The organism is Pseudomonas arvensis (genome assembly GCF_056688935.1).
In genome coordinates, this window is the sequence record NZ_CP162038.1 from 3785108 (window position 1) to 3809142 (window position 24035).

The 24035-nt window shown below is 61.8% G+C and carries 18 protein-coding genes; 5 read left to right on the top strand and 13 right to left on the bottom strand.

Annotated elements, in window-relative coordinates:
* The gene (locus AB3G88_RS16900) at window positions 1-669 is read right to left on the bottom strand and encodes an ABC transporter ATP-binding protein (RefSeq protein ID WP_099586589.1); all 669 of its coding nucleotides are present in this window, start codon (window positions 667-669) and stop codon (window positions 1-3) included.
* A gap of 269 nt (window positions 670-938) precedes the next feature.
* Between AB3G88_RS16900 and pmrG the strand changes: the two genes are divergently transcribed.
* Both pmrG and arnT read left to right on the top strand, forming a co-directional pair.
* Window positions 939-1619: a lipopolysaccharide core heptose(II)-phosphate phosphatase PmrG gene (gene pmrG, locus AB3G88_RS16905; RefSeq protein WP_158878906.1), complete on the top strand. Its 681-nt coding sequence runs from the start codon at window positions 939-941 to the stop codon at window positions 1617-1619.
* A 172-nt stretch (window positions 1620-1791) separates the two neighbouring features.
* On the top strand, window positions 1792-3474 hold the full coding sequence (gene arnT / locus AB3G88_RS16910) for a lipid IV(A) 4-amino-4-deoxy-L-arabinosyltransferase (protein WP_480450814.1): 1683 nt from the start codon (window positions 1792-1794) through the stop codon (window positions 3472-3474).
* On the opposite strand, the gene AB3G88_RS16915 is transcribed toward arnT, so the two are convergent.
* From AB3G88_RS16915 to AB3G88_RS16925, 3 genes are all read right to left on the bottom strand, one after another.
* Window positions 3446-4156, bottom strand: a complete 711-nt coding sequence (locus AB3G88_RS16915; protein WP_480450816.1) for an AAA family ATPase — start codon at window positions 4154-4156, stop codon at window positions 3446-3448. The genes arnT and AB3G88_RS16915 overlap by 29 nt on opposite strands.
* Entirely contained in the window at window positions 4156-4899 is a 744-nt protein-coding gene (locus tag AB3G88_RS16920; RefSeq protein WP_480450818.1) for an ABC transporter permease, read from the bottom strand. The genes AB3G88_RS16915 and AB3G88_RS16920 overlap by 1 nt, the downstream gene beginning before the upstream one ends.
* A gap of 609 nt (window positions 4900-5508) precedes the next feature.
* A complete protein-coding gene (locus AB3G88_RS16925; protein ID WP_480450820.1) occupies window positions 5509-11772 on the bottom strand; it encodes a non-ribosomal peptide synthetase in 6264 nt (2087 codons plus the stop codon).
* Between the two features lie 488 nt (window positions 11773-12260).
* On the opposite strand from AB3G88_RS16925, the gene AB3G88_RS16930 reads away from it, so the two are divergent.
* Together AB3G88_RS16930 and AB3G88_RS16935 are read left to right on the top strand one after the other, a co-directional pair.
* On the top strand, window positions 12261-13055 hold the full coding sequence (locus AB3G88_RS16930) for a helix-turn-helix transcriptional regulator (RefSeq protein ID WP_099586583.1): 795 nt from the start codon (window positions 12261-12263) through the stop codon (window positions 13053-13055).
* On the top strand, window positions 13055-14473 hold the full coding sequence (locus tag AB3G88_RS16935) for an efflux transporter outer membrane subunit (protein WP_480450822.1): 1419 nt from the start codon (window positions 13055-13057) through the stop codon (window positions 14471-14473). The genes AB3G88_RS16930 and AB3G88_RS16935 overlap by 1 nt, the downstream gene beginning before the upstream one ends.
* A 243-nt stretch (window positions 14474-14716) precedes the next feature.
* Here the strand turns inward: AB3G88_RS16935 and AB3G88_RS16940 are convergent, their stop codons facing one another.
* The 6 genes from AB3G88_RS16940 to AB3G88_RS16965 form a co-directional block, all read right to left on the bottom strand.
* A complete protein-coding gene (locus tag AB3G88_RS16940; RefSeq protein ID WP_250924811.1) occupies window positions 14717-15649 on the bottom strand; it encodes a pyridoxamine 5'-phosphate oxidase family protein in 933 nt (310 codons plus the stop codon).
* A 79-nt stretch (window positions 15650-15728) separates the two neighbouring features.
* Window positions 15729-16613, bottom strand: a complete 885-nt coding sequence (locus AB3G88_RS16945) for a LysR substrate-binding domain-containing protein (protein ID WP_480450824.1) — start codon at window positions 16611-16613, stop codon at window positions 15729-15731.
* Entirely contained in the window at window positions 16613-17524 is a 912-nt protein-coding gene (locus tag AB3G88_RS16950; RefSeq protein ID WP_480450826.1) for a LysR family transcriptional regulator, read from the bottom strand. Before AB3G88_RS16950 ends, AB3G88_RS16945 begins: the two co-directional genes overlap by 1 nt.
* A 158-nt stretch (window positions 17525-17682) precedes the next feature.
* Window positions 17683-18315, bottom strand: a complete 633-nt coding sequence (locus AB3G88_RS16955) for a glutathione S-transferase family protein (protein ID WP_480450828.1) — start codon at window positions 18313-18315, stop codon at window positions 17683-17685.
* Between the two features lie 105 nt (window positions 18316-18420).
* Entirely contained in the window at window positions 18421-19215 is a 795-nt protein-coding gene (locus tag AB3G88_RS16960; RefSeq protein WP_099586577.1) for an ABC transporter permease, read from the bottom strand.
* Window positions 19212-19895 (bottom strand): ABC transporter ATP-binding protein, encoded by a 684-nt coding sequence (locus tag AB3G88_RS16965; RefSeq protein WP_480450830.1) that lies wholly within the window; start codon window positions 19893-19895, stop codon window positions 19212-19214. Before AB3G88_RS16965 ends, AB3G88_RS16960 begins: the two co-directional genes overlap by 4 nt.
* A gap of 175 nt (window positions 19896-20070) precedes the next feature.
* On the opposite strand from AB3G88_RS16965, the gene AB3G88_RS16970 reads away from it, so the two are divergent.
* Window positions 20071-21282, top strand: coding sequence for a DUF1835 domain-containing protein (locus AB3G88_RS16970; RefSeq protein WP_480450832.1), 1212 nt, complete (start codon window positions 20071-20073; stop codon window positions 21280-21282).
* 123 nt (window positions 21283-21405) lie between these two features.
* Here AB3G88_RS16970 and AB3G88_RS16975 read toward each other — a convergent pair whose 3' ends face one another.
* Genes AB3G88_RS16975 through gabT form a run of 3 tightly spaced genes read right to left on the bottom strand, consistent with a single transcriptional unit; the run spans window position 21406 to window position 23924 of the window.
* Window positions 21406-21894, bottom strand: a complete 489-nt coding sequence (locus tag AB3G88_RS16975) for an Lrp/AsnC family transcriptional regulator (protein WP_010449292.1) — start codon at window positions 21892-21894, stop codon at window positions 21406-21408.
* A 44-nt stretch (window positions 21895-21938) separates the two neighbouring features.
* Window positions 21939-22583, bottom strand: coding sequence for an HAD family hydrolase (locus AB3G88_RS16980; RefSeq protein WP_099586574.1), 645 nt, complete (start codon window positions 22581-22583; stop codon window positions 21939-21941).
* Window positions 22584-22631: 48 nt separating this feature from the next.
* Window positions 22632-23924, bottom strand: coding sequence for a 4-aminobutyrate--2-oxoglutarate transaminase (gene gabT, locus AB3G88_RS16985; protein WP_112196055.1), 1293 nt, complete (start codon window positions 23922-23924; stop codon window positions 22632-22634).
* Between the last annotated feature and the right edge of the window lie 111 nt (window positions 23925-24035).

A 24035-nucleotide genomic window follows, 5' to 3' on the forward strand; every position in this document is an offset into this window, starting at 1 on the left:
TCAGCGCGCATCCGCCGGCAGGACGCGGCCGTGATGCAACACCACCTGCTGGTCAAGCCGCGCTGCGATGCGTGGGCTGTGCGTGACCATCAACAGGCTGGTGGGGCTGTCACGCAACAGGTCCAGCAGCAGTTGCAGCACCTCGTCGCTGGTGGCTTCGTCGAGGTTGCCGGTGGGTTCGTCAGCCAACAGCAAACCCGGCCGTGACGCCAAGGCCCGACCTACCGCGACCCGCTGTTGCTGGCCGCCCGAGAGCTGTTCCGGATAGCGCTTGAGCAAGTCGCCCAGGCCCAGGCGTTCGACCAACTGCGCCTGCCAGCGCGGATCAAAGCGCCCCGCCAGGCGGGCCTGGAACGCCAGGTTGTCGTCAACGCGCAAACTGCCGATGAGGTTGAACTGCTGGAACACCAGGCCGATTTCAGTGCGCCGCCAGTGGGCCAGTTGCGGCTCGCTCATCTGGTCGAGACGCTGCTCACCCACCTGGATACTGCCGCGATCCAGCCGATCAAGCCCCGCCACCAGATGCAACAAGGTGCTCTTGCCGCTGCCCGACTCGCCCATCAACGCCAGGCTGCTGCGTGGGGCCAGGTGCAAATCCACACCGGCCAGCACCGCCAATGGGCCTTGAGGGGTCGTGTAGCTTTTGAAGACACCTTGCACCTGCAGCATGGGAGCACTCGATTGATGGGCGGCCATCGAGAATAACGGCTGCGCCATTGGGCCACGCAAATTTTTCACATGGATTTCACCGGTTGCCCACTCGCAGCCCTCTAAATTGCCGGTTATGCGTCACGCGTCGGCCACTTGATCAGTGGCCACGCCTGACAGTTTTTAACCGCCGCATGTTCAGCGAAAAGACAGCAGCCCTGTGACAGCCTCCTGCTTCACTGCGGCTATTCGCCAACAAGTTGCGCCTAATTAATACAACATTGCCAACAGTGTCCAAGGTGAATGAAGTGGTAGACATTACCCTGACCAAACCGCGCTCGCCCCGGGCTTTTTTCAAGCGCCTGCAACGTCTGTGGCTTGGCATTGCCGTGATCACTGCGCTGCTCGCTTGCAGCCTGCTCTGGCCGGCTTCGCCACGGGATCTCGGCGTGGGCAACCGCCTGCTGACCTCCCAGGTCATGCCGCTGTGGCGCGACGGCGACGTGATCGTGCTGGTGCGTCATGAAGAGCGCTGCGACCGCTCGACCAACCCGTGCCTGGGGCCGGTCGAAGGCCTGACAATCAACGGCAGCCAACAGGCAGAAAAACTCGGCAGCGCCTTTAAATGGTTGGGCATGGACGGCAGTGACGTGCTCGCCAGCCCGGCCATTCGTACCGCCCAGACCTTGCGCTTCATGTTCGGTAAAAACGAGCTGACCTCCGGACAGCAAGCCGTCTGCGGCGCAGCCATGGGTGAGGAATTGCTCAGCCACAAGCAGCCGGGGCGCAACCTGGTATTCGTGACGCACAGCGGCTGCATCGCCGACTTCGAAAAATCCCAGGGTTTCCCCCGTGCGGCATTTCCCGAGTACGGCAGCGCCCTGTTCGTGCAAGTGTTGCCGAACGGTAAATTCAAGACCCTGGGCCTCATGAACAATCCGGACTGGCCGGCTGCGCTCAACCATCTCTGATGTGATTGCCTGTGTTCAGCAACAAGACAGCCCTGTTCTGGCATGTTTAGTTGCGCCTTTGAATTAAGCCCCCCATGACTCTCTCCTGTTACTTAGTGACCGCTTTGACTGTTTGCACCATGACCTCATTACTTAAAACCCCTGGCTTTAAACGTCAAGGAGCGACGTTTTCATGACCCGTTCAAATCCCCTGTATCTGCTGTTGCTTGCCTTCGCCGCGTTCTATCTGTTGCCCTTGGGCCTGCACGGCCTGTGGACCCCGGATGAAACCCGCTACGCCCAGATCAGCCAGGAAATGCTGCAGTCCGGTAACTGGGTGGCGCCGCACTTCATGGGCGTGCGCTATTTCGAAAAACCCGCCGCCGGGTATTGGCTGATTGCCCTTGGTCAAGCGGTGTTCGGCCAGAACCTGTTCGGCGTACGCATCGCCTCAGCCCTGGCCAGCGGCTTGAGCGTGATGCTGGCCTACCTGATCGCTCGCCGCTTGTGGAACGACCCGCGCAAAAGCGTCGCCTGTGCCCTGCTTTATCTGAGTTTTGGCCTGGTGGCGGGGCAAGCGGGATACTCCAATCTGGATCCGCAATTCACCCTCTGGGTCAACCTGAGCCTGGTTGCGCTGTGGTTTGCCCTCGACAGCAGCAACCTGCGTGGACGCCTGACGGCCTGGGCTTTGTTGGGATTTGCCTGTGCCATGGGCTTCATGACCAAGGGTTTCCTGGCGTGGGCGCTGCCCGTACTGATTGCCGTGCCCTATATGCTCTGGCAACGGCGCCTTGGCGAGCTGCTGCGTTATGGCCCGCTGGCGGTGGGCGTGGCGGTGCTGGTGTGCCTACCCTGGGTCCTGGCAGTCCATAGCCAGGAACCGGACTTCTGGCGCTTCTTTTTCTGGAATGAACACATTCGCCGCTTCAGCGCCGACAACGCGCAACACGTGCGGCCCTGGTGGTTCTTCCTGCCGATCATCGCCGTGTCGTGCCTGCCCTGGGCCGGGCTGCTTCCCAGCACCCTGCGCCAGGCCTGGCAGCAAATACGCCAGCCGGCTATCGGTTTCCTGGCCTTGTGGCTGCTGCTGCCCCTGGGCCTTTTCAGCCTGAGCAACGGCAAGCTGCCGACCTACATCATCCCGTGCCTGTTGCCCCTGGCATTGCTGATGGGACACACCTTGAGCGACCTGCTGCGCAACGGCCACCCACGCCCGCTCAGGCTCAATGGTCTGCTCAACCTGTTGATCGGCATGGCGGCCATGCTCGGCCTGCTCTACCTGCAAATCGCCCGGCCGCTGTACGGCAACAGCCTCGCCGAGATGTTCAGCCTGTCCCTGGCCTTCATCGTGTTACTGGTGTGGATCCTCACCAACCTGCTGCAAGCCGTGCGCCCGCTCACGCTATGGGCGCTGCCGGCCGTGGGCATCGGCGTGCTGGTGATCCTGCTGCCAGCGAGCATGCCGGCGCAGATCGCCGATAACGAAATGCCCGACCAGTTCGTGCTGGAACACCTGGACGCGTTGCAACACACCCACGCCCTGCTGAGCAACGAACTGGGCAGCGCCAGCGCCCTGGCCTGGCGCCTGCAACGCACCGACGTGGCGCTGTATGGCACCGAAGGCGAACTGCGCTACGGCTTGCAGTTCGCCGATGCAGGCCAACGTAAAGTCGATCTGGATCAAGTACAGGCCTGGCTCGCCGAGGCGCGCCAGCACGGCTCGGTGGGCGTGCTGATGCGGGTCGACAGCACCAGCGAAATGCGCGAGGCCGGGCAGTTGCCGCTTGGGGGTAAGCGTTATTCCAAGGGGTATTTGCAGCTGATTCTGTATCCGCAGTTGCCTGCTACAGACGTAGACTCGCTGCATAAATAAAAGCCTCGTCCAGACTATTAGCGCCGTACGCCCGCATAAAACCTTGGGCATCAGTGAAACGATTGAACCGCCGCTGACTGACCATGTAGAAATCATCGCAGTGAGCAACGATCTCATCGACATTATGCGACGAGACCAGTACGGCGACTCCTTCCTCGGCGGCGCCCTCCAGACACTTCCAAATATGATGACGAAACTCAGGATCAACACCCGCGGTAGGCTCATCCAAGATAACCAGATCAGCGTTGGCGCTAAGAAGAGACAACGTAAAAAACCAGCGTTTTTCCCCATAACTGCACAGAGATGATTTTTTTGTCCATATTTCGCAATACCGATCTGCTATCCCAGGACTCCACTTCTCAATTTTGTCCAGCGCATGTTGTTTATCAAGCTTACTGTCAGAGCAAAAAAGCATTGTCATCCTGAAAACATCAAACATACGAAACACAGGTGGCGTACTAATCACTTGTGACAAGTAAAGCAACTTCGAAAAAGACCGAACGACTTCACCCGCTTCGATTTTTTTCAAGCCACACACCACATCAAAGAACGTTGTCTTACCAGACCCGTTAGCACCTAACAACCCGCATATTGACCCAGCCTCAACGGTCAGCGTGGCATCTTCAAACAAAGTTTTCCGTGCACACCTGACCTCAAGCGAATTCACAACAAGCCGCTTCATCAATAACGACTCCATACAGGGTTAATAGTTAAAAACCGAAACACAATCCAAAGCGTAACAAAAAACGAAACACCAATAACCAACGCTATGAACCAGCACTCAGCGACACCTACCAACATAATATGGTTAGCCCACCACATAGGATTAATAAAGCTTACTCTTTCGAGAACAGGGCTGGACGTCCCAATGCTGACGATCCCAAGCGCTAACATTGTAAGCGACGCAATGGAAAAAACAGTGCTTGAATTTTGAAAACCCAAGGGGACAAGAGTCAATAAGAGAGCCGGTATCGAAAACAATAAAAAACAAATATAGAACCGCCCAAGGATGCCAAGAAGCGCTTCTACCTCGACCGCACCATTATAGCTGCGGGTCAGCAAATAAAAAACACAACAATATACGAGCGATATTATAGAATAGGCTAAATAATGCCCAAAAAGAAAAATAACTTTATTATCATCCGTATAGACAAAAGACCTCAAAAACCCACTTTCCCTGCGACCAACGATATAAAACGCCAATCCAAACAAGGCAACACTTGAAGCGACGAAGGAATAGAACCACGAGGCACTGGACAAATAGTCATTGGGCGCGTAGTTATTCGCCCCTCTCGAATAAGTTATTAAATAGTAAGTAACCACCGGAGACAACACCGACCAAAACAGCGCAACGGGCTCTTTTAATTGTTCTTTAACGAATAGTGACGCCAGCAACACAGGCTTAACGAATGAGTAGCGATTCATTACACACCTCAGGGAAACGGGACCATTCTATCCTTCCGGGAAACCAGCATCGACAATCACACATATACCAATGCGACGTAGACTCCTCAAAAATTTTGCCATCACTTCATCTCTCCTTTCACACAAGTTGTTCTCAGCCACTTCCCGAAAAGTGACAAAAACAATCTAGTACACGCTTGGAGAAAAGCCCAAAAGATAAAAAATTCCGCGTAGGAAAATTAACTACCGCATTTAGGAAGTTTCACTCACTAATTTCAGAAGTTAAATACTTGCGAGCAACGTCGCCCTCCAACCAACCAAGGATGGGAAGATGTGAACACTTATAGAATTAACAACTTACGAACCACAGATTCGCACTAAAAATCTTTCCTACCCCCGAAGGGGGTTTAAAGATTCAGAGCTTTACCGAGGAAACCAACAAAAATATCCGACAAACGGCCTATATATTCTTATCAGTCGTCCATACCAGTCCCTAACGCCTGGCTCGCTCGTGCTTTATCGTCGAAAAAGGTACTAGAAGGATGATTTACAACCCCGTAGCGAATAAATCAGGAGTGGATGAGAAGCGGGCGATCATTGCGGGAGTTGGCAAGCCCACATTGATTGCTTTCATATCCGCCGCCGCCGATCAAGCTGCGGAATCGCCGTCTGCGCCACCTCCACCCGCTGCACCTGCGCCACGGTCCTGGCGGCCAGTTGCGCCAGCGTCGGCTGACTGAACAGGCTGCGCGCATCCACCTCCAGCCCGGCCTTGCGCAGGCGCGCGACCAGGTTCACCGCCAGCAGCGAGTGCCCGCCCAGTTCGAAGAAGTGGTCGTGGCGCCCTACCCGTTCCAGCTTGAGCACCTGCGCCCAGATGCCGGCCATCAGGGTTTCCACTTCGCCCTGGGGCGCTTCATAGGCGCGGCTGAGCACCGCTTCCAAACCCGGTTCTGGCAACGCCTTGCGGTCGAGTTTGCCGGCGGGGTTGAGGGGGAGTTCTTCAAGCGCCACGAAGGCCGCCGGCACCATGTATTCCGGTAACTGCTGCAGTACATGAACGCGCAAGTCTTCCAGACTCGGCGCCGGTCCGCGCAGGGTGAAGTAAGCGACCAGTCGCTCATCGCGAATCAGCACCGCCACCTCACGCAACGCTGGATGCGCCAGCAGGCACGATTCGATTTCGCCCAGTTCCAGACGCACGCCGCGCAGCTTGACCTGAAAGTCGTTACGCCCAAGGAATTCCAGGTTGCCGTCCGGCTGGTAGCGCACCAGGTCGCCGGTGCGGTACAGCCGATCCCCCGGCACAAACGGGCTGTCGATAAAGCGTTCGGCCGTCATCTGCTCCAACCCCAGATACCCACGGGCCACGCCGACGCCGCCGATATGCAACTGGCCGCTGACGCCCATGGGCACCGGCGCGTCGTGTTCGTCCAGCACATACAGGCGCGTATTGTTGATCGCCCGGCCGATGGGCAATTGCAGCGCCGGGACCGGTGCGCCGGGTTCCAGGGTCCAGGCGCTGCTGTCCACCGTGGCTTCGGTGGGACCGTAGACGTTATGCAGGCGCACCTTGGGCAAACGCGCCTGCACGCCACGGGCCAGGGCTTCGGTGAGTTCGCCGCCGCCGCACAGCACATCGGTGAGGCTGGTGCACAGCGCGGACTCTTCCAGTTCAAGGAACTGCTGCAACATTGCCGGTACGAATTTGATCACGGTGATCTGTTGCTCGCGAATCACCTGCGCCAGGTAAGCCGGCTCGCGATGACCATCGGGCCGCGCCAGAACCAGGCGCATGCCATTGGCCAGCGGCCAGAACAACTCCCAGACCGAGCCGTCAAAGCTGAACGGCGCCCGTTGCAACAGCGCGCCGCCCTCGGCATTGGGGCACAACTGCGAGCCCCAGTGCATCAGGTTGCCCAGGCCACGATGTTCGATCATCACGCCCTTGGGCGTGCCGGTGGAGCCGGAGGTGTACATCACGTAGGCCAGGTTCGCGACGCTCAGCCCTGGCACCGAGGGGTTGCCGTCCGGCGCGTGGCTCCAGGCGCAGTGGTCAAAATCGATCACCGGGATGGCGACTTCACCGGGCAAGTCGCGGGTGGCCCCGTGCACCAGCAGCGCCACCGGTTGGCTGTCCTGAAGCATGTAGGCCAGGCGTTCGCGGGGGTAGCCGGGGTCCAGCGGCACATAGGCGCCGCCAGCCTTGAGGATCGCGAGCAACCCCACTACCAGGTCCAGGCCGCGCTCGACGCACAGCGCCACGCGCGAATCTGGCTGCACGCCACGCTCGCGCAGGTGGAAGGCCAGGCGGTTGGCGCGCTCGTTGAGTTCGCGATAAGTCAGTTGCAGCTCACCGGCCTGCACCGCCACCGCGTGGGGAATGTGCCGCGCGTGGGCTTCGAACAGCGCCTGGACGGTGAGGGTTTCAGGGTAGTCGGTGGCGGTGGCGTTGAAGTCCAGCAGCAGTGTCTGCACTTCGCGGGCGGGCAGCACCTGCACGTCACGTAAAGGCGCTTGCGGCGTGCGCTCCAGTGCCTCGGCCAGGTTGATCAGCGTGGTTTCCAGGTAGTCCAGGGTACGTTCGGCGCCCACCGTGCGCGGGGCCTTGGCCTTGAGGTTAAAACCGCCGGCGGTATCGTCCACGCTGAGCATCAGCGGGTAGCTGAGAATGTCTTCGGCACTGACCAGAGCAATGCCCGGCACCAGCACGAGGTCGCGCTCGGTATCGGTATGGCGGTAATTGAGCAGGCTGTTGAACAGCGGCGCCGCGCCGCTGCAACGCTGGGCCAAGGCCAGCGACGCTTGCTCATGGGCGAGCAAGGCGCTGAGTTGGTGATGGGTGTCACGCAACGCATCCGCGACGTTTTGCCCGGCCAGGTGCAGGCGTAACGGCAAGGTATTGATGAACATACCCAAGGCGCGATCGGCGCCCTCGCCCGCCTGCAAACGGCCGAGCAACACGGTGCCGAACACCCCGTCATCACGGCCCGCCACGCGGCTGAGCACCTGGGCCCAGGCCAAGTGGAACAGGCTGGCGGCGCTGACGCCCACACCACGGGCCTGGGCACGCAAGCGCCGGTTGAGGTCGTCACTCAGTGCACGCTGCGCTTCTTCGGTATCCGCCCGATTGGCCTGGCGCTCCTGCACGCCGAAGGCAAACGTGGGCTCATCCACATCGCCCAGTTGCGCACGAAAAAACGCCTCATGGGCCGCCTGGCGCGCCGGTGAGCGGGACTGCGCCACCACATTGCGATACGGCACCGGTGCCGGCAATTGCGCCTGTTGGCCGAGCAGGTGGGCGCGGATTTCCTGCATCAGAATCGTGGTGGACGTCGCATCGTTGACCAGGTGATGAAAGCGCAGCCGGGCCACCCAACCCGTGGGCGCTTCGGCATAGTCCAGCGCCATCAGCGGTGCCTGGCGCAAATCCAACGGGCTGTCACCGTCACGCCAAGGTTCCACGCGCAGGCGGGCCGCACGCCACACCACTTGCATCGGCTGCTCCAGGGCATCCCAGGCCAGGCTGGTACGCAGGATGTCGTGGCGGTCGATTACCTGTTGCAGGGCCAGGGCAAAGGCGTCCAGTTGGTCGCGCCGCGCAAAGCTGAACTGTGCCTGTTGCTGGTACGGGTCATGCTCGTCGGTGAGGTGGTGGTAGAGCAAACCTTCCTGTAACGGCGCCAGGGGGTAGATTTCCTGGACGTTGGCCGCACCGCCGGGAATACCGGCATTGATACGATCAATGCTGGCTTGATCGAGCTCGGCCAGCGCCAGCAACTCCGGGGTGATATGGCGACAGTCAGCGGGGACGCGATTGGCCGGCACCTCCACGTCGCTGCCTTCACTCACCGCCGCCAGCGCCGCCAACGTCGGCTGGCCGAACAGCACCTGCACATCGGCGCGCAACCCGGCCTGGCGCATGCGCTGCACTAATTGCACGGCAAGCAACGAGTGCCCGCCCAGTTCAAAGAAATGGTCGTGACGGCCCACTTGCTGCACCTGCAACAGCTCGGCCCAGAGTTGGGCGAGGACGGTTTCCACACCGGCTCGCGGCGCTTCGAACCGGCGAGTGACGAACGCCACCTGGGTCGGCGCCGGCAATACCTTGCGGTCGAGTTTGCCGTTGGCGGTCAGGGGCCACGCCTCCAGCGGCATGTAGGCCGCCGGCAGCATGTAGTCCGGCAATGAGGCGTGCAGGTGGGCGCGCAGGGTTTCGATGTCCACGGGCTGGCGTGGGATAAACCAGGCGAGCAGTTGCCCGGCGCGAGATTGCACCACGGCTTCCTGAACATCCGCATGGGTGGCCAGGGCCGATTCGATTTCCCCCAGCTCGATGCGCATGCCACGGATTTTCACCTGGTCGTCATTGCGGCCCAGGTATTCAAGGTTGCCGTCAGGCAACCAGCGCGCGAGGTCGCCGGTGCGGTACATCCGGCCCGGCGCAAACGGGTTGTCGAGAAAACGTTCGGCGCTCAGTTCCGGGCGATTCAGGTAGCCGCGCGCCACGCCTTTACCGCCGACGTACACCTCCCCCGCCACGCCGATGGGAACAGCGCGCTGCCGCTCATCCAGCAGGTAGATCGCCGCGTTGGCGACGGGCGCGCCGATATGCAACGGCTGGCCTGCCTCGACGCGACCGAAGGTGGCAACCACGGTGGCCTCGGTGGGACCGTAGTTGTTGATCACATCGAAAGTCTGCGCACGCGAGAAGCTGCGCAGACGGTCACCGCCGATCAGCAAGGTGCGCAAGGTCGGGTGCTCCAGCCGCTGGCTGAAGGCGTATTCAGCCACCGGTGTCGGCAGGAAGCACACATCCAGCGGCTGCGCACGCCACCAACCGAGCAGCGCGTCGATGTCCTCCGCGCCGTCATGGGCCGGTGGCAGGTGCAAGGTGGCGCCCACGCACAACGCCGGCCAGACTTCCCAGGCCATCGCGTCAAAACCAAAGCCTGCAACGCTGGCGGTGTGGCTGCCCGCGTGCAGGTTGAAGGCCCGGCAGTGCCAGTCCACCAGGTTGCAGACGCTGTGGTGTTCGACCATTACGCCTTTGGGCAAACCGGTGGAGCCCGAGGTGTAGATCACATAGGCGAGGTTCGACGGCTTGACCGCCACGTGCGGGTTGGCACCGAACTGGCACGTGAGTCGGTCCAGCTCGATCACCGGCGCCGCCTGGGCAGGCAGGCTCTGCAGTAAATCATGCTGGGTCAGCACCACCACCGGCGCGCTGTCTTGCAGCAGATAGCTCAAGCGTTCGGCGGGATGGGCCGGGTCGACCGGCACGTAGCAGGCGCCAGCTTTGAGAATCCCCAGCAGGCCCACCAGTGTGTCCAGACCGCGGCGCGCCAGGACGGCCACACGGTCATCGGGTTGCACACCCAGCTCGATCAGTTGATGAGCCAAGCCATTGGCTTTTTGATTGAGTTGGGCGTAGGTCAACGGGTGGCCCTGGTAAATCGCGGCCACAGCGTCCGGCGTGCGCACGGCCTGGGCTTCGATGCGGGCGTGCAGGGTGTGTGGCTGCGCGTGCGCTTGTTCAGTGGCGTTCCACTGCTGCAGTCGGGCCTGTTCGGCGGGCGTGACCATGCAGAACGCGCCGACTGGCAACTCGGTGTTATCCAGCCCCTGCTCCAGCAACCAGGTAATGCGCTGGGTCAAGGCGAACACCTCGTCGTGCTGGAAGTACGCTTCGTTGTAGACGCAATGCAGACTTGCGGTGTCCTGGTGGCGGTTGCTGCGCAGGTGGAAGGCGATCGGCAGCGCTTCATGGTGGTTGGACACCTTGATCGCCCGAGCCTGGGTGGCGCCGTAGCGCAGTTCATGGGCGTCCTGCTCGAAGGACACCGACAGGTCGAACAGTTGGGCGCGATCGGCACGGTGCAGGCCCAGCTCGCGGTTCATCTCGCTCAACGGGAAACGCTGGTGACGGAAATCCTGCTTGAGCTGGTCGCGCACGCCGCGCACCAAGGCACCGAACGGCAGGTGTTCATCGAACTGCAAACGCACTGCGCTGACCTGGGCAAACAAGCCCACGGTGGCGCGAAAACGCGCGTTGGAACGGTTCAGGATCGGCAGCCCTACTACCCAATCGGGGCGCTGGGCGGTGCGGGTGATATACACATACATCGCCGCCAGCAGCACATGGAACGCCGAGGCCTGGTAACGGCTGGCCAGCTGTTCCATGCGCTTGAGCAGGGCGATGGGAAAGGGTTGCGCCAGGGTGTTGCTGGGCGTGTTGGCGACGTACTTCGACGGGAACAAAGGCTCCGGCAGTACCTGGTATTTATCCAGCCAGTAGGCGCGATCGCGGGCGAAGCGTGTTGAGTCGCGGTAGCGCTGGTCGGCGTCGATAAAGTCGATATAGGACGGCGCCGGTGGCTCGGGTGGGTAGCCTTGTTCAAGAGCGGTATACAGGTGCGCCAACGATTGCAGCATCTGTCCAAAACCCCAGCCGTCGAGGATCACATGATGGGCCTGGGTGCCGAGCCGGTAGTGGTTGTCGGCGAGTTTGACCAGGAAAAAATGGAACAGTGGCGCGCCCTCCCGTGGATACGGCCGTGCCATGTGCGCCTGCATCAAGGCCTGGCTCGCTGCATGCGGGTCGGGCAGTGCGCAGAAATCGTGCTGTGCCACTTCGGTCACCAACGCAGGGGCGAAGGTTTGTCGAGGCAGGCCGTGGTCATCACTGTGCAGTTGAGTGCGTAGCGCGTCGTGCCGGGCCACCAACTGCTCGACGGCGCGCTGGATCAATTCAGGCGCTACCGCACCTTCGAAGTCGACATAACCGCCGATGTTGTAGAGCGGTGAGTCGCCCATCCGCAGTTGATCGAGCCAGATGTCCTGTTGGGCCGAGGTGAGGGGGAAGCTGGCCGGCAGGTTGGGAAATTGCTGCATAAGATCCTTCTCATGGGTGTCAGGCGCTGGCCGCGCAGGGAGCCCCATGACGGCGAAATTGCCGGATTTGAGCATGGGGGTCGGGGGCTGTCTGTCACCCGAAACCCGGACATTCAAATGGATGGATCCGGGTTGGCTGAAGGTTCACTGCTGAAACGATTAAAGAGTTGTAGGACATCGACTACATCTGGTCGCTGCTGGTTTTTTAAAACGGCCCTTTAAAATAACTATTTTCTATATAAATCATAAAGTTAAGCGATTATCAGATTTACGCTGCGTTTTTCTTGATCGGAAACAGCTCTCAGAAACGTCGAATTAATGACGTGGTTTTTATGGCAGCTTGTGTCCCTCGTTTCCGCTACATACGTAGGACAAATCCCCTGGCTAAATAAAATCTCGAGTGCCGACTCTCGTTCATGAGGAACGGATCGCCCCCCAGAGGCCCAGGGAGTTCGTTGACGGTTTTCGACATCAAGGATGAGATGGCTATGAGTTTGAAGCGCAGCATGGGTAACACACAGAGCCCGAATTTCTACGCTGAAATGGGTGAATTGATTGCACACAGCGGCCATGAGGCGTTTGCCGACCATATGCTGCATCTGGTCAGCAAATGGATACCGATCCACTTGGTGGACCTCAGTGAATGGACCCTCGACGAGCTGCGCGACCGCGTGCTCGATATCAAGCTCCTTGGCAGCGCTGGCCAGAAGCAGGACTTGCCTGCGCCTCTGGCCGTACGCCCGTTGGACGACCACCCGCTCCTGCAGCAAATGCTCAGCATGCAGGACCCATTGCTGATCCAGATGAGCGCCAAACCCAACAGTGCCCACCCTCGCGGCACCTCGCACCAGTGCAACCTGGTGTCGCGCCAGGGCAACCGGCGCTGTGTGATTTCGTTCTACCGGCCGCCGAGCGAGCGCGGGTTTTCCTTGGCCCAGTTGTCGTTTCTCAAGTGCCTGTCCGACACCCTGCTGCCACTGATCGAACGCCACGCCAACGTGCTGCGCCAGGCGCCGCAGGCCCAGGCGGAGCCGAGCTATACGCTGCTTGAGCAATCGCAATTGCAACGCGAGTTCTACAAGCGCCTGTCCCTTGGAGACATCACCCTGTCGGCCCGTGAGCAGGAAGTGTGCCTCGGCCTGTTGACCGGCGGCACCGTGCCGCAGATGGCGGAAAAGCTCAGCGTGAAAAACAGCTCCATCGAGACCTACCTCAAGCGCGCCGCCGCCAAGCTGGGTGTGAGTGGCCGACATGGGTTGGCGAAGTGGATGGTGGGCGCTTGATGAAAACACTCTCTCTCGCCGGCATGGCCTTCTTGCTCGCTGGCTGCTCGCTGATCCCTGAGTACCAGCGGCCCGTGGCGCCGACGCCTGAACAGTATCCGCAGACGGGCGTGTATGCGCTGGCGCAGGCCGGCGCGCTGGCGCCCGTCTCGGACTGGCAGCAACTGTTCCATGACCCGGCGCTGCAACAGCTGATCCGCGAAGCGTTGGTCAACAACCGTGATCTGCGGGTGGCCGCGTTGAACGTCGAGGCCTTCCAGGCGCAGTACCGTATCCAGCGTGCCGACCTGTTCCCGGCGGTGTCCGCCACCGGTGCCGGCACCCGCCAGCGTGTGCCTGGGGAGGTGAATGGCACCGGTAAGTCGGCGATCACCTCCACCTATTCCGCCACCCTTGGCATCAGCGCCTATGAGCTGGATTTTTTCGGCCGCGTGCGCAGCCTCAGCGAGCAGGCAATGCTCACGTACCTGGGCACCGAAGAGGCGCGGCGCAGCGCGCAATTGAGCCTGGTGGCCAACGTCGCCAATGCCTACCTGACCTGGCGCGCCGACCAGGAACTGCTGGCCCTGGCCCGGCAAACCCTGACGGCCAACGACCACAGCCTGCACCTGACCAGCCGGAGTAAAACCGCGGGTAAAGCGTCAGCCCTGGACGTGGTGCAAGCGCGCACCAGCGTCGAAAGCACCCGCGCCAGCGTGGCCCGGTATGAGCGCCAGGTGGCGCAAGACCTCAACAACCTGGCGCTGCTGGTGGGTGGCCCGGTGGATCAAACGTTGCCATCCCGTCCACTGGCGGATGACCTGGTGGCCAGCGTGCCCGCCGGGTTGCCCTCGGATCTGCTGCAGCGCCGCCCGGACATCCTCCAGGCCGAGTACCAACTGCGCGCCGCCAATGCCAATATCGGCGCCGCCCGCGCCGCGTTCTTCCCGTCGGTGAGCCTTACCGCCAACGCCGGCAGCACCAGCACCGAACTGTCGGGGCTGTTCAAGGGCGGCTCTGGCAGCTGGACGTTCCAGCCGCAAATCAACCTGCCGATCTTCAACGCCGGCAGCCTGCGCGCCAGCCTCGACTACGCCAAACTGCAAAAGGACATCACGGTGGCGCAGTACGAAAAATCCATCCAGACCGCCTTCCAGGAAGTCGCCGACGGCCTGGCGGCCCGGCAGACCTATACCGACCAGCTCAATGCACAACGGGATTTCGTCGCCGCCAACCAGGCGTATTACGATTTGGCCCAACACCGCTATCGCAGCGGCGTGGACAGCAACCTGACCTTCCTCGACGCCCAGCGCTCGCTGTTCAGCGCGCAACAGGCACTGATCGTGGATCGGCTGGCACAGTTGGTGGCGCAGGTGAACCTGTACACCGCGCTGGGTGGGGCGTGGGGGGATGGGGCAGTGCTGACGACGCAGCGCTAGAGCAATGCCCGTGGGCAGCATCCTTGTAGTGAGCAGGCTTGCCCTGCGCCGGGCTGCGCAGCGGCCCCATTACTCAACAACCCCGCTCACCCGAGACTTTGTGGCGAATGGTGTTGGGGCTGCTGCGCAGCCCAGCGCGGGGCAAGCCCGCTCACCACATAGAGCAAGCTCGCTATGCGCAGAGCAAGATCATTGAAATGACCAACCAGCTGTTCCCTGAAGTGGCCTACAGCACCACCCGGCCTACTCTTTCCCCACAGCCAGACTGAATGGCGAAAATCCGGCAAATTCCCAACGCAACGCCAATGCTGCCGGCCGCCGTACCACGTGCTCCACGGTCACCGTCCACAACCGCTGCGCACCTTCAAACGCCGCCACTTCGGGGCCATCGAGTATCAGCGTGGTATGCCCGGCAACCTGCAGTACATCACCCGACTCAAAGTCGATGAACAGCAGCCCTGCCACCGGGTTGGCTGCCAGATTGCCCAGGGTGTTGAAGAACAGGTTGCCGGCAAAGTCCGGGATGGTCAGGACATTGCCATCGACGTGCACAAAGCCGGTGTTGCCGCCGCGATGGGACACGTCCACCGAGCGTTCGCCATCCGCGTCCACATAGCTGGCGACGAAGAAGGTGTCGGCTTGGCGAATCATCGTTTGTGCGTCAAGGTCCAGGATGGCAGTGCGTTCGGCCACGGTACCGGGTTTGCGTGCGACGCCCTCCACGGGCCGCAATTGGATGTACTTGGGGCAGTTGCCGAAGGTGTGCACCACGTCTACCGAAAACCCCGCGTGATCCAGAGCGCCGATGCGGCCGTTCATGCGGTTGCGGCGGCGGGTGTTGAGGTCGATGCCCAGCACACCCACCGCAGCGCCGAGGCGCAAGGCCGTGCGGGCGGGATCACTGGCAGACGGCAGGCTGTCAATCTGCAAGTTGTGCGGGTCGGGCGAGTGGGCGAACCCCGGCGCGCCTTCCACCAGCGTCGCCCAAGGAAGGCCCTGCTCATCCACTACGCCGAGCAGCAGGTACGGCAACCAGGGATAAAAGTCGCGATGCTGCTCCGGCAAATGATCGCGAATCACTTTGGGGCCAACCACGGCCATGCGTTCGGCCACGCCGGCGCTTTCCTGCATCTGCCGTTCACCGGCATGCCAGGGGGACTGTTCGATAGGGTTCATGGCGAGCACCTCCAATGGGATGTGTCGATGCTGCGCGCTGCACGGCGGCGAGAGAATACCCACGCCAGGCAATCCACTGTTACGCCAGCTGAAATGCCGGATGACCGCGCAACGCCGCCACACAATGGTCGACAAAACTGCGCACGCGCATCGGCGCATTGCGGCCCTCGCGATACACCACGTTGACCGGCAGCGGCGGCCCTTCAAAGGCCGGCAGGATCCGGCGCAATTGCCCGCTGTGCAGCGGCTCGTGCAGCGGATAGCTCAGGCAACGCACCACACCGGCACCCTGCACGGCTGCGTTGATCGCGCCTTGCACCGTGGAGCAACCCAACCGCGCACGGGCCTTGAGCAAATAGCCGGGAAACTCCCAACGCACCTGATCGGCACTGGCGATCAACTGATGCTGCTTGAGCTCGCTCGGGTGCCGGGGTTCGCCGTGGGCGGTGAGGTAATCGGGGCTGGCGCAGAGGATTTGCCGCACGTGCCCGAGCGGCCGCGCAATCAGCGCAGAACTGGGCAGCGCGCCCACCAGGATCGCCACGTCCAGGCCATCTTCGTGCAGGTTGGGGTCGTAGTCGTGATAACGCGCCACTATGCGCACGTTGGGGTAACGCTCCAGGTAGTCGGCCAATACCGGTGCCATCAGGTAACGGCTGAACAATAACGGCAAAAACACCCGCAGAGTGCCCTGGGCCTGCGCGTGCGACCCCTTGGCCGAGGCTTCGGCGGCGTCCACACTGGCCAGCAGGCGCTGGCAGTCGGCCAGGTAGGCGCTGCCGGCGTCGGTCAGGCTCACGCCTTGGGTGCTGCGTTGCAGCAACGTCACGTGCAGTCGCGTTTCCAAGCGGGCGATTGCGCGCACCAGGGTCGGGCCGGACACACACGCACGGCGCGCCGCCGAGGCCAGGCTCGGTTGACCGGCCAAGGCCGCGAACAGCTGCATATCGCGATAACGCTCCATCAGCCGCGCCGCTGGAGCGCCGCGTCCTGGCCCAGGCGCTGGCTGAGAAAATCCACAAAGGTGCTGACCTTGGCCGGGACACGGCCGCTGTTCTGGAACACCAACTGGATCGGCAGCGGTGCCGGTTCATAGGCCTCCAGCACAATCTCCAATTCACCGGCCGCCACTGCCGCCGCGACTTGGTACGACAGCACACGGGTCATGCCCCAACCCAGGCGCGCCAGGCTGATCGCCGCGTTGTTCGCCGAGACGACGAGGCGCGGTTCGATGGGCACCGTCAGCGTCTGGTCGCCCTGGACAAACGCCCACTCGCTTACCGATTGGCCGCCAGAGGATAAGGAAATGATCCTGGCCCCACGCAATTGGTCGGGGTGTTCGGGCCGACCGTACTCGTCGAGATAGCCGGGCGACGCGCACACCACACGGCGCACCTCGCCCACCCGGATCGCCTGCTGCGCCGGCTCATGCAGATGGCCGATGCGCACGGCCACGTCGACGCCCTCGTCCGTCATGTTCACCACGCGGTCCACCAACAAGGCATTGATGTTCACGTGGGGAAAGCGGTCGAGATAGTCACCCAGCGCCGGCGCCACATACAGCTCGCCTAACAGCACCGGTGCGGTCACTGTCAGCTGACCGCAGGGGATGGAATAACTGCCCGCCGCCGCTTCCTCGGCTTCGTCCAGCTCGGCGAGGATGCGCCGACAGTCTTCCAGGTAGCGCTGGCCGGCTTCGGTCAGGTGCAGGCTGCGCGTGGTGCGCGCCAGCAGTTGGGTGCCGATGCGTTGCTCCATGGCCGCGATCGCGCGGGTTACGCTGGGTGGCGAGGTATTGAGGCGGCGAGCGGCGGCGGCGAAGCCCTCCTCCTCGGCCACGGCCAGGAACACCTGCATTTCGTGAAATCGGTCCATCGGGGGCTCCTGTAGTTTTTTGTGGCGGGGGAGCTTGCTCCCGTTGGGTTGCGCAGTGGAACTGAAAAGCCGGGAGCGCTGCGCACTCCAGCGCGAGCAAGCTCGCTCACCACAGTAGCTCGCTCACCACAGAAGCTCGCTCACCACGGGGGTTCATATCATGCCGCTTGCAACCCCACCGCCGTACGCGGCATGCCGACAAAACCCGCAAGTGCCTCAATGCGCGCGAGCCAGCCACGCACTTCAGGGTAGTCGACCAGGGACACATCACCTTCCGGCGCGTGGGCGACGTAGGTATAGAACGCAATATCGGCAATGCTCGGTTGCTCGCCGGCCAGGAAGCGCGTTTCGCTCAGTTGCTGTTCCAGCAATACCAGCAAGGCATGGGCACGGCTGATGGCCGCCGCCGCGTCCACATCAGCGCCAAACACCGTGGCCAACCGCGCTGTCGCGGGCCCGGCATGCAGTTGCCCGGCAGCTGCCGACAGCCAACGCTGGACCCGCGCCTGCCCCACCGGATCACTCGGCAGCCATTGGCCGTTGCCGTATTTCGTGGCGAGGTAGACCAAAATTGCATTGGAATCGGCGAGCACGGTGCCGTTGTCGTCAATCGCCGGCACCTGGCCGAAGCGGTTGATCGTCGTAGTGAACTCGGCGGATTTGTGCGCGCCTTGCTTGAGGTCAACCAGGATAAATTCCGTAGGCAGGCCCAACAGGGAGAGCATCAGCTCAGCCCGGTGGGAGTGGCCGGACAGCGGGAAACCATAGAGTTTGATCGCGGACGGGGACATGAACGGCTCCAAAAAGTGGGGTATCGACGACCAGCATCGTCCGCCGCTGCGCTGATCGTTGGAATCACCAGGAACTACAATCCAGTATTTCACCTGGCGAAACAATCACGCACGCTCTTCAAGCCGATCGCGCAAAAACCGATGACTCACCGAAAACAACCGCCGGTAGGTGAGCAGCACCGCCCCTACCGTGCCCAACGCCGACGATGCGGCGATCAAAAACATGATCACGATCTGATACCGCACCGCGTCCACCGGACTTTCCCCCGCCAGTACCTGGCCGGTCATCATGCCGGGCAGGCTGACGATGCCGACCACGGTCATCTGGTTCAGCGTCGGGATCATGCCGGCGCGCACAGCTTGGCGGATGGCTTCCTGGGCGGCTTCCCAGCGTGAGCCGCCGAGGGCCAGAATCATTTCGATGGTGTTGCGGCCCGAAGTGAGTTCCTGGGTCATGCGTTCGATGCCCAGGGACACGCCTGTCAGGGTGTTGCCGAGGATCATGCCCAGGATCGGGATCGCGTATTGCGGCTCGTACCAGGGGTGAATGCGGATCACCGCAAACAGGCCCACCGCCGTCACCAGCCACGAACTGCCCCACACCGACAGGATGCTGTCGACCTTTTGCCCACGGTAAGTCCTGCGCCCACGCCCCGCCGCCGACAACCCCGCGATCAAGGTCATCGCACACATCAGGGGCAGCACCACGTACCAATAGGCGAACTCGAACACCCAGCCCAGCAGATAACCGATGGCCAGCAATTGCACCACGGTGCGCACGGCCGCCCACAACAGTTGGCGCCCCAGGCCCAGGCGCAGCAGCAACGACAACGCGCCGTTGATCAGGATCAGCGACGCGGCGATGCCCATGTCCAGCGCGGTAAGGTTTTGATAGTTCATGGCTGGGCCGCTCCGCTGAGGACACCGGCACTCATGTGCAGGTGGATGTCGCTCATGCGCCGGGCCTGTTCCAGATCGTGGGACACCCAGATATAGGCACGGGCCTTGTCGCCGGCGAACCAGGCATCGATCAACGCTTCCACATCGCGCGATGACGCAGGGTCGAGGGCGGCGGTGGGTTCGTCGAGCAACAGCACTTCAGGATTGAGTTGCAGGGTGCGGATCAGCGAGACCACTTGGGACTCACCGCCCGACAGGTCCAACGCGTTCTTGCTCAAAAAATCCGCCGCCTTGCCGGCATGCCCCAGCAAGGTCGTCACCGCATTCCGGTCGAACTGGCGTTGGCGCAGGGTCTTAAGGTTGAACGGGAAACGCAGGTTGTCCTCCACCGTGCCTTCAAGCAGCGCAGGGCGCTGGGACAGATAGCTGATATGGCTGCGGTAATGGGGGATCTGCGCGTTGGCGATCGGCTGGTTGTTCCACAGCACTTGCCCGGAACTCGGCGTGTCGAGCAAGGCCAGCGCACGCAGGAACACGCTTTTTCCAGAACCGGATGAACCGGTGATAGACACGCGGTCGGCGCGCTTGAGGGTGAAATCCGTGGGCTGCAGCAACGCCACCTGGCGGCGCTCGTCCATGCGCGTCAGGGCGCGGGTCTGTATCAAAGGGGTGTCAGTCATGCACTCTTTACTCGGTTGAACGGCTTGCAATCCACTGCCTCGCTGCCTATATTCCGTGCCTGGCGCTATCTACGCCACCTTCCGCGGAAAGGGCTGCGCCCAGGATCCTTGACTGAATATCACACTTCTACGACTCCCAACCTGAAAGCGGAAAAGGTTTGTGCAAGGAGATCGTATGTCGCAACGCCCCTTATCTTCCAACACCGATGGCCGTCTCAACCTTGAGCAGCAGCGCAAGCGCGCCAAGGAGCTGTTGGCGCGCCTCAAAGCCCAGGACCCGACTGCGACTTTGTCCAAGGCTCAATGGCAGATCGCCAAACAGCTCGGCTTCAGCAGTTGGCCCAAGCTCAAGGCCCATATCGACGCCCTCGACTTCGCCGCCCGCCATCCTGGTTTCGACGCCAGCGATGAAGCCCGCACCACCCACTGGCGCTGCGGCAATGACATCGCCCATAGCTTGCAAGTGGCGGGGTTCAAGGGCCGGTTCCAGATGCTCAGCGACCCGCTGTGCATGGGCCCGGTGCGTGACCTGCCGAGCCACGCATTCCGTGCCATGCGCAGTACGTTTATCAGCCAGTCGTTCAGCATCGACCCCGCCGATGCAGCGCGCCGCGTCGACGATGAGTACAACCACCTCGACACCCTGGCCAGCGCCGAACACAGCGTGTTGTGGTGCGAGGCGGATGCGTATGACCAACTGTTCCTGATCCGCGCACTGGCCGGCCTTGAGCGGGCGCCGCGCAAGCTGGAGTTGATCGAGGTGGACCGCATCCCCGGCGTCGAGCGCTTTATCGGCATCGGCCAGCTGGCGCCTGATGTGCTCGCCTGGCTTTGGCCACAGCGCAAGCCAATCGCAGACGATGCAGTGCACTTGGCCAAACAGGCCTGGTCGGCCTATTGCGACAGTTCGCCAATAGCATGGGCCGAGTTGGCCCACGGCAAGCACACCGCCCTGCCCTTGCTGGCCCCGGCGCTGTTGCGCCAGCTGCAGGAATTGCCGGGAACACACGATGGTCTGTCACTGACCGAGCGCCTGGCCCTCACCTACCTCGCCGAAGCCGGACCCATGCCGTTTGGCCGGGTGTTCGCCGAGTTGATGGCCAAGCGCGAGCCGCTGCCGTTCCTGGGGGACATGATGTTTCACGCGTTGATGCGGCCGCTGATTGATACAGAGCACCCGTTGCTGACCGAGACCGACCCACAAAAACCCTGGCCGCAGCGCCTGTTGGCGCTGACCGCATTGGGCCAGGACGTGCTCCATGGCCAAGCGTATTGGCCCGACCACGCCACGCAGGAGCGCTGGGTCGGCGGCGTGCGTATCACCCCCGGCCAGCCGCACTGGATGATTGATGAACATGCGCATCCGCACTGGCGCAGCGCTACCTGATTCCTGCTGCACCCAACCCAACCCAACCCAACCCAACCCAACCTACGGGATGATGAACAGTTGCCCTTCGAACGCAAACGCCAGCTCAAGCAACAGGCGTTGGATTTGCAGGAGTAACCGGACTCAGTGCCGCAGCAACTTGCGCAGCGGCACGCCATCCTTGAGCACAGGCGACTTGATCACGATGTAGCTGAAGTACTTGGAGATGCCGATGTTCTTGTCCAACAGGCTTTCCACCACTTCCTGATAGTGCTGGATGCTGCGGGTCATAAAGCGCACCAGGTAATCGTAGCCGCCGCTGATCAAATGGCATTCGAGCACTTCGTCCACCAGGCGGATATTGGATTCGAACTTGGCGAAGTCTTCGCGTTTGTGGTCGCTGAGGGTGATCTCGGTGAACACCGTGACCGAGTCGGTGATTTTGGCCAGGTTCAAGTGCGCCTTGTAGCTGGAAATATACCCCGCCGACTCCAGCCGCTTGACCCGTTGCAGGCACGGGCTGGCCGACAGGCCCACGGCGTCGGCGAGGCTGACGTTGGTCATCCGGCCGTCCTTTTGCAGTTCGACCAGAATACTGATGTCGATACGGTCCAGCTTGACTTGCCCTTCCATTGCCTACCTCTTGACTGCCGTTTGTAAGCAATCTTCTAGCAAAATCAGCGCCGTAAAGACAGCTGATGCTGCGCCACCAGATCCGCCATGCTGTTGATGCAATACTCTGCCGCGCACGGCGAAGGTTGCCGGGCCCGCTGGCGGCCGATCAAACAGCGGTCCAGCGCACCCTCTGCGCCGACCGACGGGCCCGTCACATGCAGCACCGGTTGCATCTCTGCTGCCTGTTCGTTGAGCCATTGCGGGTCATCGGCCAGGGAAATGAAATCTTCCGGTGCAATGCCCAGCCGCTCGCACAACACGCCACGATCCTCGGCATCGCGGTCGCCACGCACCCGCAAGCGGTAGAACTTGCGCAAGTAGAGCATAGCCCCTGGCGCGTCCTCGAACAGTGACCAATTGCCCGCCGAACGGGCGAAGGTCATGCCCTCCTCCCAACTGGCGTGCACACCCCAGCGTTCGGCGAGTTGACGATGGGCAAAACACAGCACGCCACTGAAGCCCAACTCCGCGAAGCGCGGGTACAAGGCTGCGACCACCGCGCCATACTCGGTCAACACCTGCTCCCTGGATGACTGCCCGCCACGGCTGTCGAGCAGCGGTTGCAACGCCGCCCACACCCCCGAATCGCGGTCCACCAGCACTTCATCGCAATCGATCAGCAACGCTCGATAATCTGTCAGTCCCATGTGGGGTCAAGCCTCCAATGATGCAGTTCACCCTGAACAGGCACAGGCTCAGTTCAAGACCCGTGCCAACGCGCCGTCGAGGATTTCCAGGGCTTCGTCGACCTGGGCCTCGGTGGCCACCAACGGCGCGAGGAAGCGCAGTACGTTGCGGTACACACCGCATTTGATCACCAGTAAACCACCGGCGCGGGCTTCATCGATCACGCGCTGGTTGAGGTCGGCATCCGGGGTGCGCGCCGGGTCATCCTTGATCAACTCCATTGCCAGCATAAAACCGGTGCCGCGTACGTCGCCGATGCGCGGGTAGCGCGCCTGCAAACCAAGCAGGCCCTGGCGCAGGCGTTCACCCAACACTTGGCTACGGGCCAGCAATTGCTCATGCTCGAAGGCATCGATCACTGCCAATGCCGCCGCACAGGCCAGGGCGTTGCCGCCGTAAGTGCCGCCCAGCCCGCCGGGCAGCGGTGCGTCCATGATCTGCGCCTTGCCGACCACGCCGGACAACGGCAAGCCACCGGCCAGGCTCTTGGCCACGGTGACCAGGTCCGGCTGGATACCGGCGTGCTGGAAACCGAACCAACTGCCGGTGCGGCCGAAACCGGTCTGGATCTCATCCAGGATCAGCACAATGCCGTGCTTGTCGGCCAGTGCGCGCAAGGCCTGGAGAAACTCGGGCGGCGCGGTGAGGAAGCCGCCATCGCCCTGCACCGGTTCGATAATGATCGCCGCGACGCGCTCCGGCGCCACCTGGGTCGCGAGCAACTCGTGGAGGGCGTTGAGCGCCAGCTCGCTGGTCACGCCGCGATAGGCATTCGGGTACGGCGTGTGGAACACCTCCGGCGCGAACGGCCCGAAGTTCTGCTTGTAAGGTTGGCTCATGCCGGTGAGCGTAGTGCCCAGCAACGTGCGGCCGTGGAAACCGCCACGAAAGGCAATCACCGCCGAGCGGTTGGTGTGGGCGCGAGCGATCTTCACCGCGTTTTCCACCGCTTCGGCGCCGGAGGTGAAAAACGCCGCCTTATAGGCCTCCTGCCCACCGATCATTTCGCACAGGCGCTGGGCCAGGTCGAGATAAGGCTTGTACGCCACCACCTGAAAACACGCGTGGGAGACTTTCTGCAACTGCGCCTGCACCGCCTCCACCACCTTGGGGTGGTTATGCCCGATGTTGAGCACACCGATGCCACCGACGAAATCCAGATAGCGCTTTCCATCCACGTCCCACAACTCGGCGCCCTGGGCGCGGTCGATCACCAGCGGGTGCGCGGTAACCAGCCCACGGGGCACGAACTGCTCGCGCTGACGGAGCAAATGAGGGGTTTCGTCGACTTTGCTGTTCATGGCTGTTCCCATCGTGAGTGCGGCAACCGGAAGGTGATTGCGATGCTGTTCAGAGTACGGCGTGCGGGCAACCAACTACGCCGAACTTGGCCCGTGAGAAATGCGGATCCA

Bases quoted from the DNA above. Each gene is read 5' to 3' on its own strand.
- AB3G88_RS16900 (WP_099586589.1), bottom strand. From the start codon at position 669: ATGCTGCAGGTGCAAGGTGTCTTCAAAAGCTACACGACCCCTCAAGGC.
- arnT (WP_480450814.1), top strand. From the start codon at position 1,792: ATGACCCGTTCAAATCCCCTGTATCTGCTGTTGCTTGCCTTCGCCGCG.
- AB3G88_RS16915 (WP_480450816.1), bottom strand. From the start codon at position 4,156: ATGAAGCGGCTTGTTGTGAATTCGCTTGAGGTCAGGTGTGCACGGAAA.
- AB3G88_RS16920 (WP_480450818.1), bottom strand. From the start codon at position 4,899: ATGAATCGCTACTCATTCGTTAAGCCTGTGTTGCTGGCGTCACTATTC.
- AB3G88_RS16925 (WP_480450820.1), bottom strand. From the start codon at position 11,772: ATGCAGCAATTTCCCAACCTGCCGGCCAGCTTCCCCCTCACCTCGGCC.
- AB3G88_RS16930 (WP_099586583.1), top strand. From the start codon at position 12,261: ATGAGTTTGAAGCGCAGCATGGGTAACACACAGAGCCCGAATTTCTAC.
- AB3G88_RS16935 (WP_480450822.1), top strand. From the start codon at position 13,055: ATGAAAACACTCTCTCTCGCCGGCATGGCCTTCTTGCTCGCTGGCTGC.
- AB3G88_RS16940 (WP_250924811.1), bottom strand. From the start codon at position 15,649: ATGAACCCTATCGAACAGTCCCCCTGGCATGCCGGTGAACGGCAGATG.
- AB3G88_RS16945 (WP_480450824.1), bottom strand. From the start codon at position 16,613: ATGGAGCGTTATCGCGATATGCAGCTGTTCGCGGCCTTGGCCGGTCAA.
- AB3G88_RS16950 (WP_480450826.1), bottom strand. From the start codon at position 17,524: ATGGACCGATTTCACGAAATGCAGGTGTTCCTGGCCGTGGCCGAGGAG.
- AB3G88_RS16955 (WP_480450828.1), bottom strand. From the start codon at position 18,315: ATGTCCCCGTCCGCGATCAAACTCTATGGTTTCCCGCTGTCCGGCCAC.
- AB3G88_RS16960 (WP_099586577.1), bottom strand. From the start codon at position 19,215: ATGAACTATCAAAACCTTACCGCGCTGGACATGGGCATCGCCGCGTCG.
- AB3G88_RS16965 (WP_480450830.1), bottom strand. From the start codon at position 19,895: ATGACTGACACCCCTTTGATACAGACCCGCGCCCTGACGCGCATGGAC.
- AB3G88_RS16970 (WP_480450832.1), top strand. From the start codon at position 20,071: ATGTCGCAACGCCCCTTATCTTCCAACACCGATGGCCGTCTCAACCTT.
- AB3G88_RS16975 (WP_010449292.1), bottom strand. From the start codon at position 21,894: ATGGAAGGGCAAGTCAAGCTGGACCGTATCGACATCAGTATTCTGGTC.
- AB3G88_RS16980 (WP_099586574.1), bottom strand. From the start codon at position 22,583: ATGGGACTGACAGATTATCGAGCGTTGCTGATCGATTGCGATGAAGTG.
- gabT (WP_112196055.1), bottom strand. From the start codon at position 23,924: ATGAACAGCAAAGTCGACGAAACCCCTCATTTGCTCCGTCAGCGCGAG.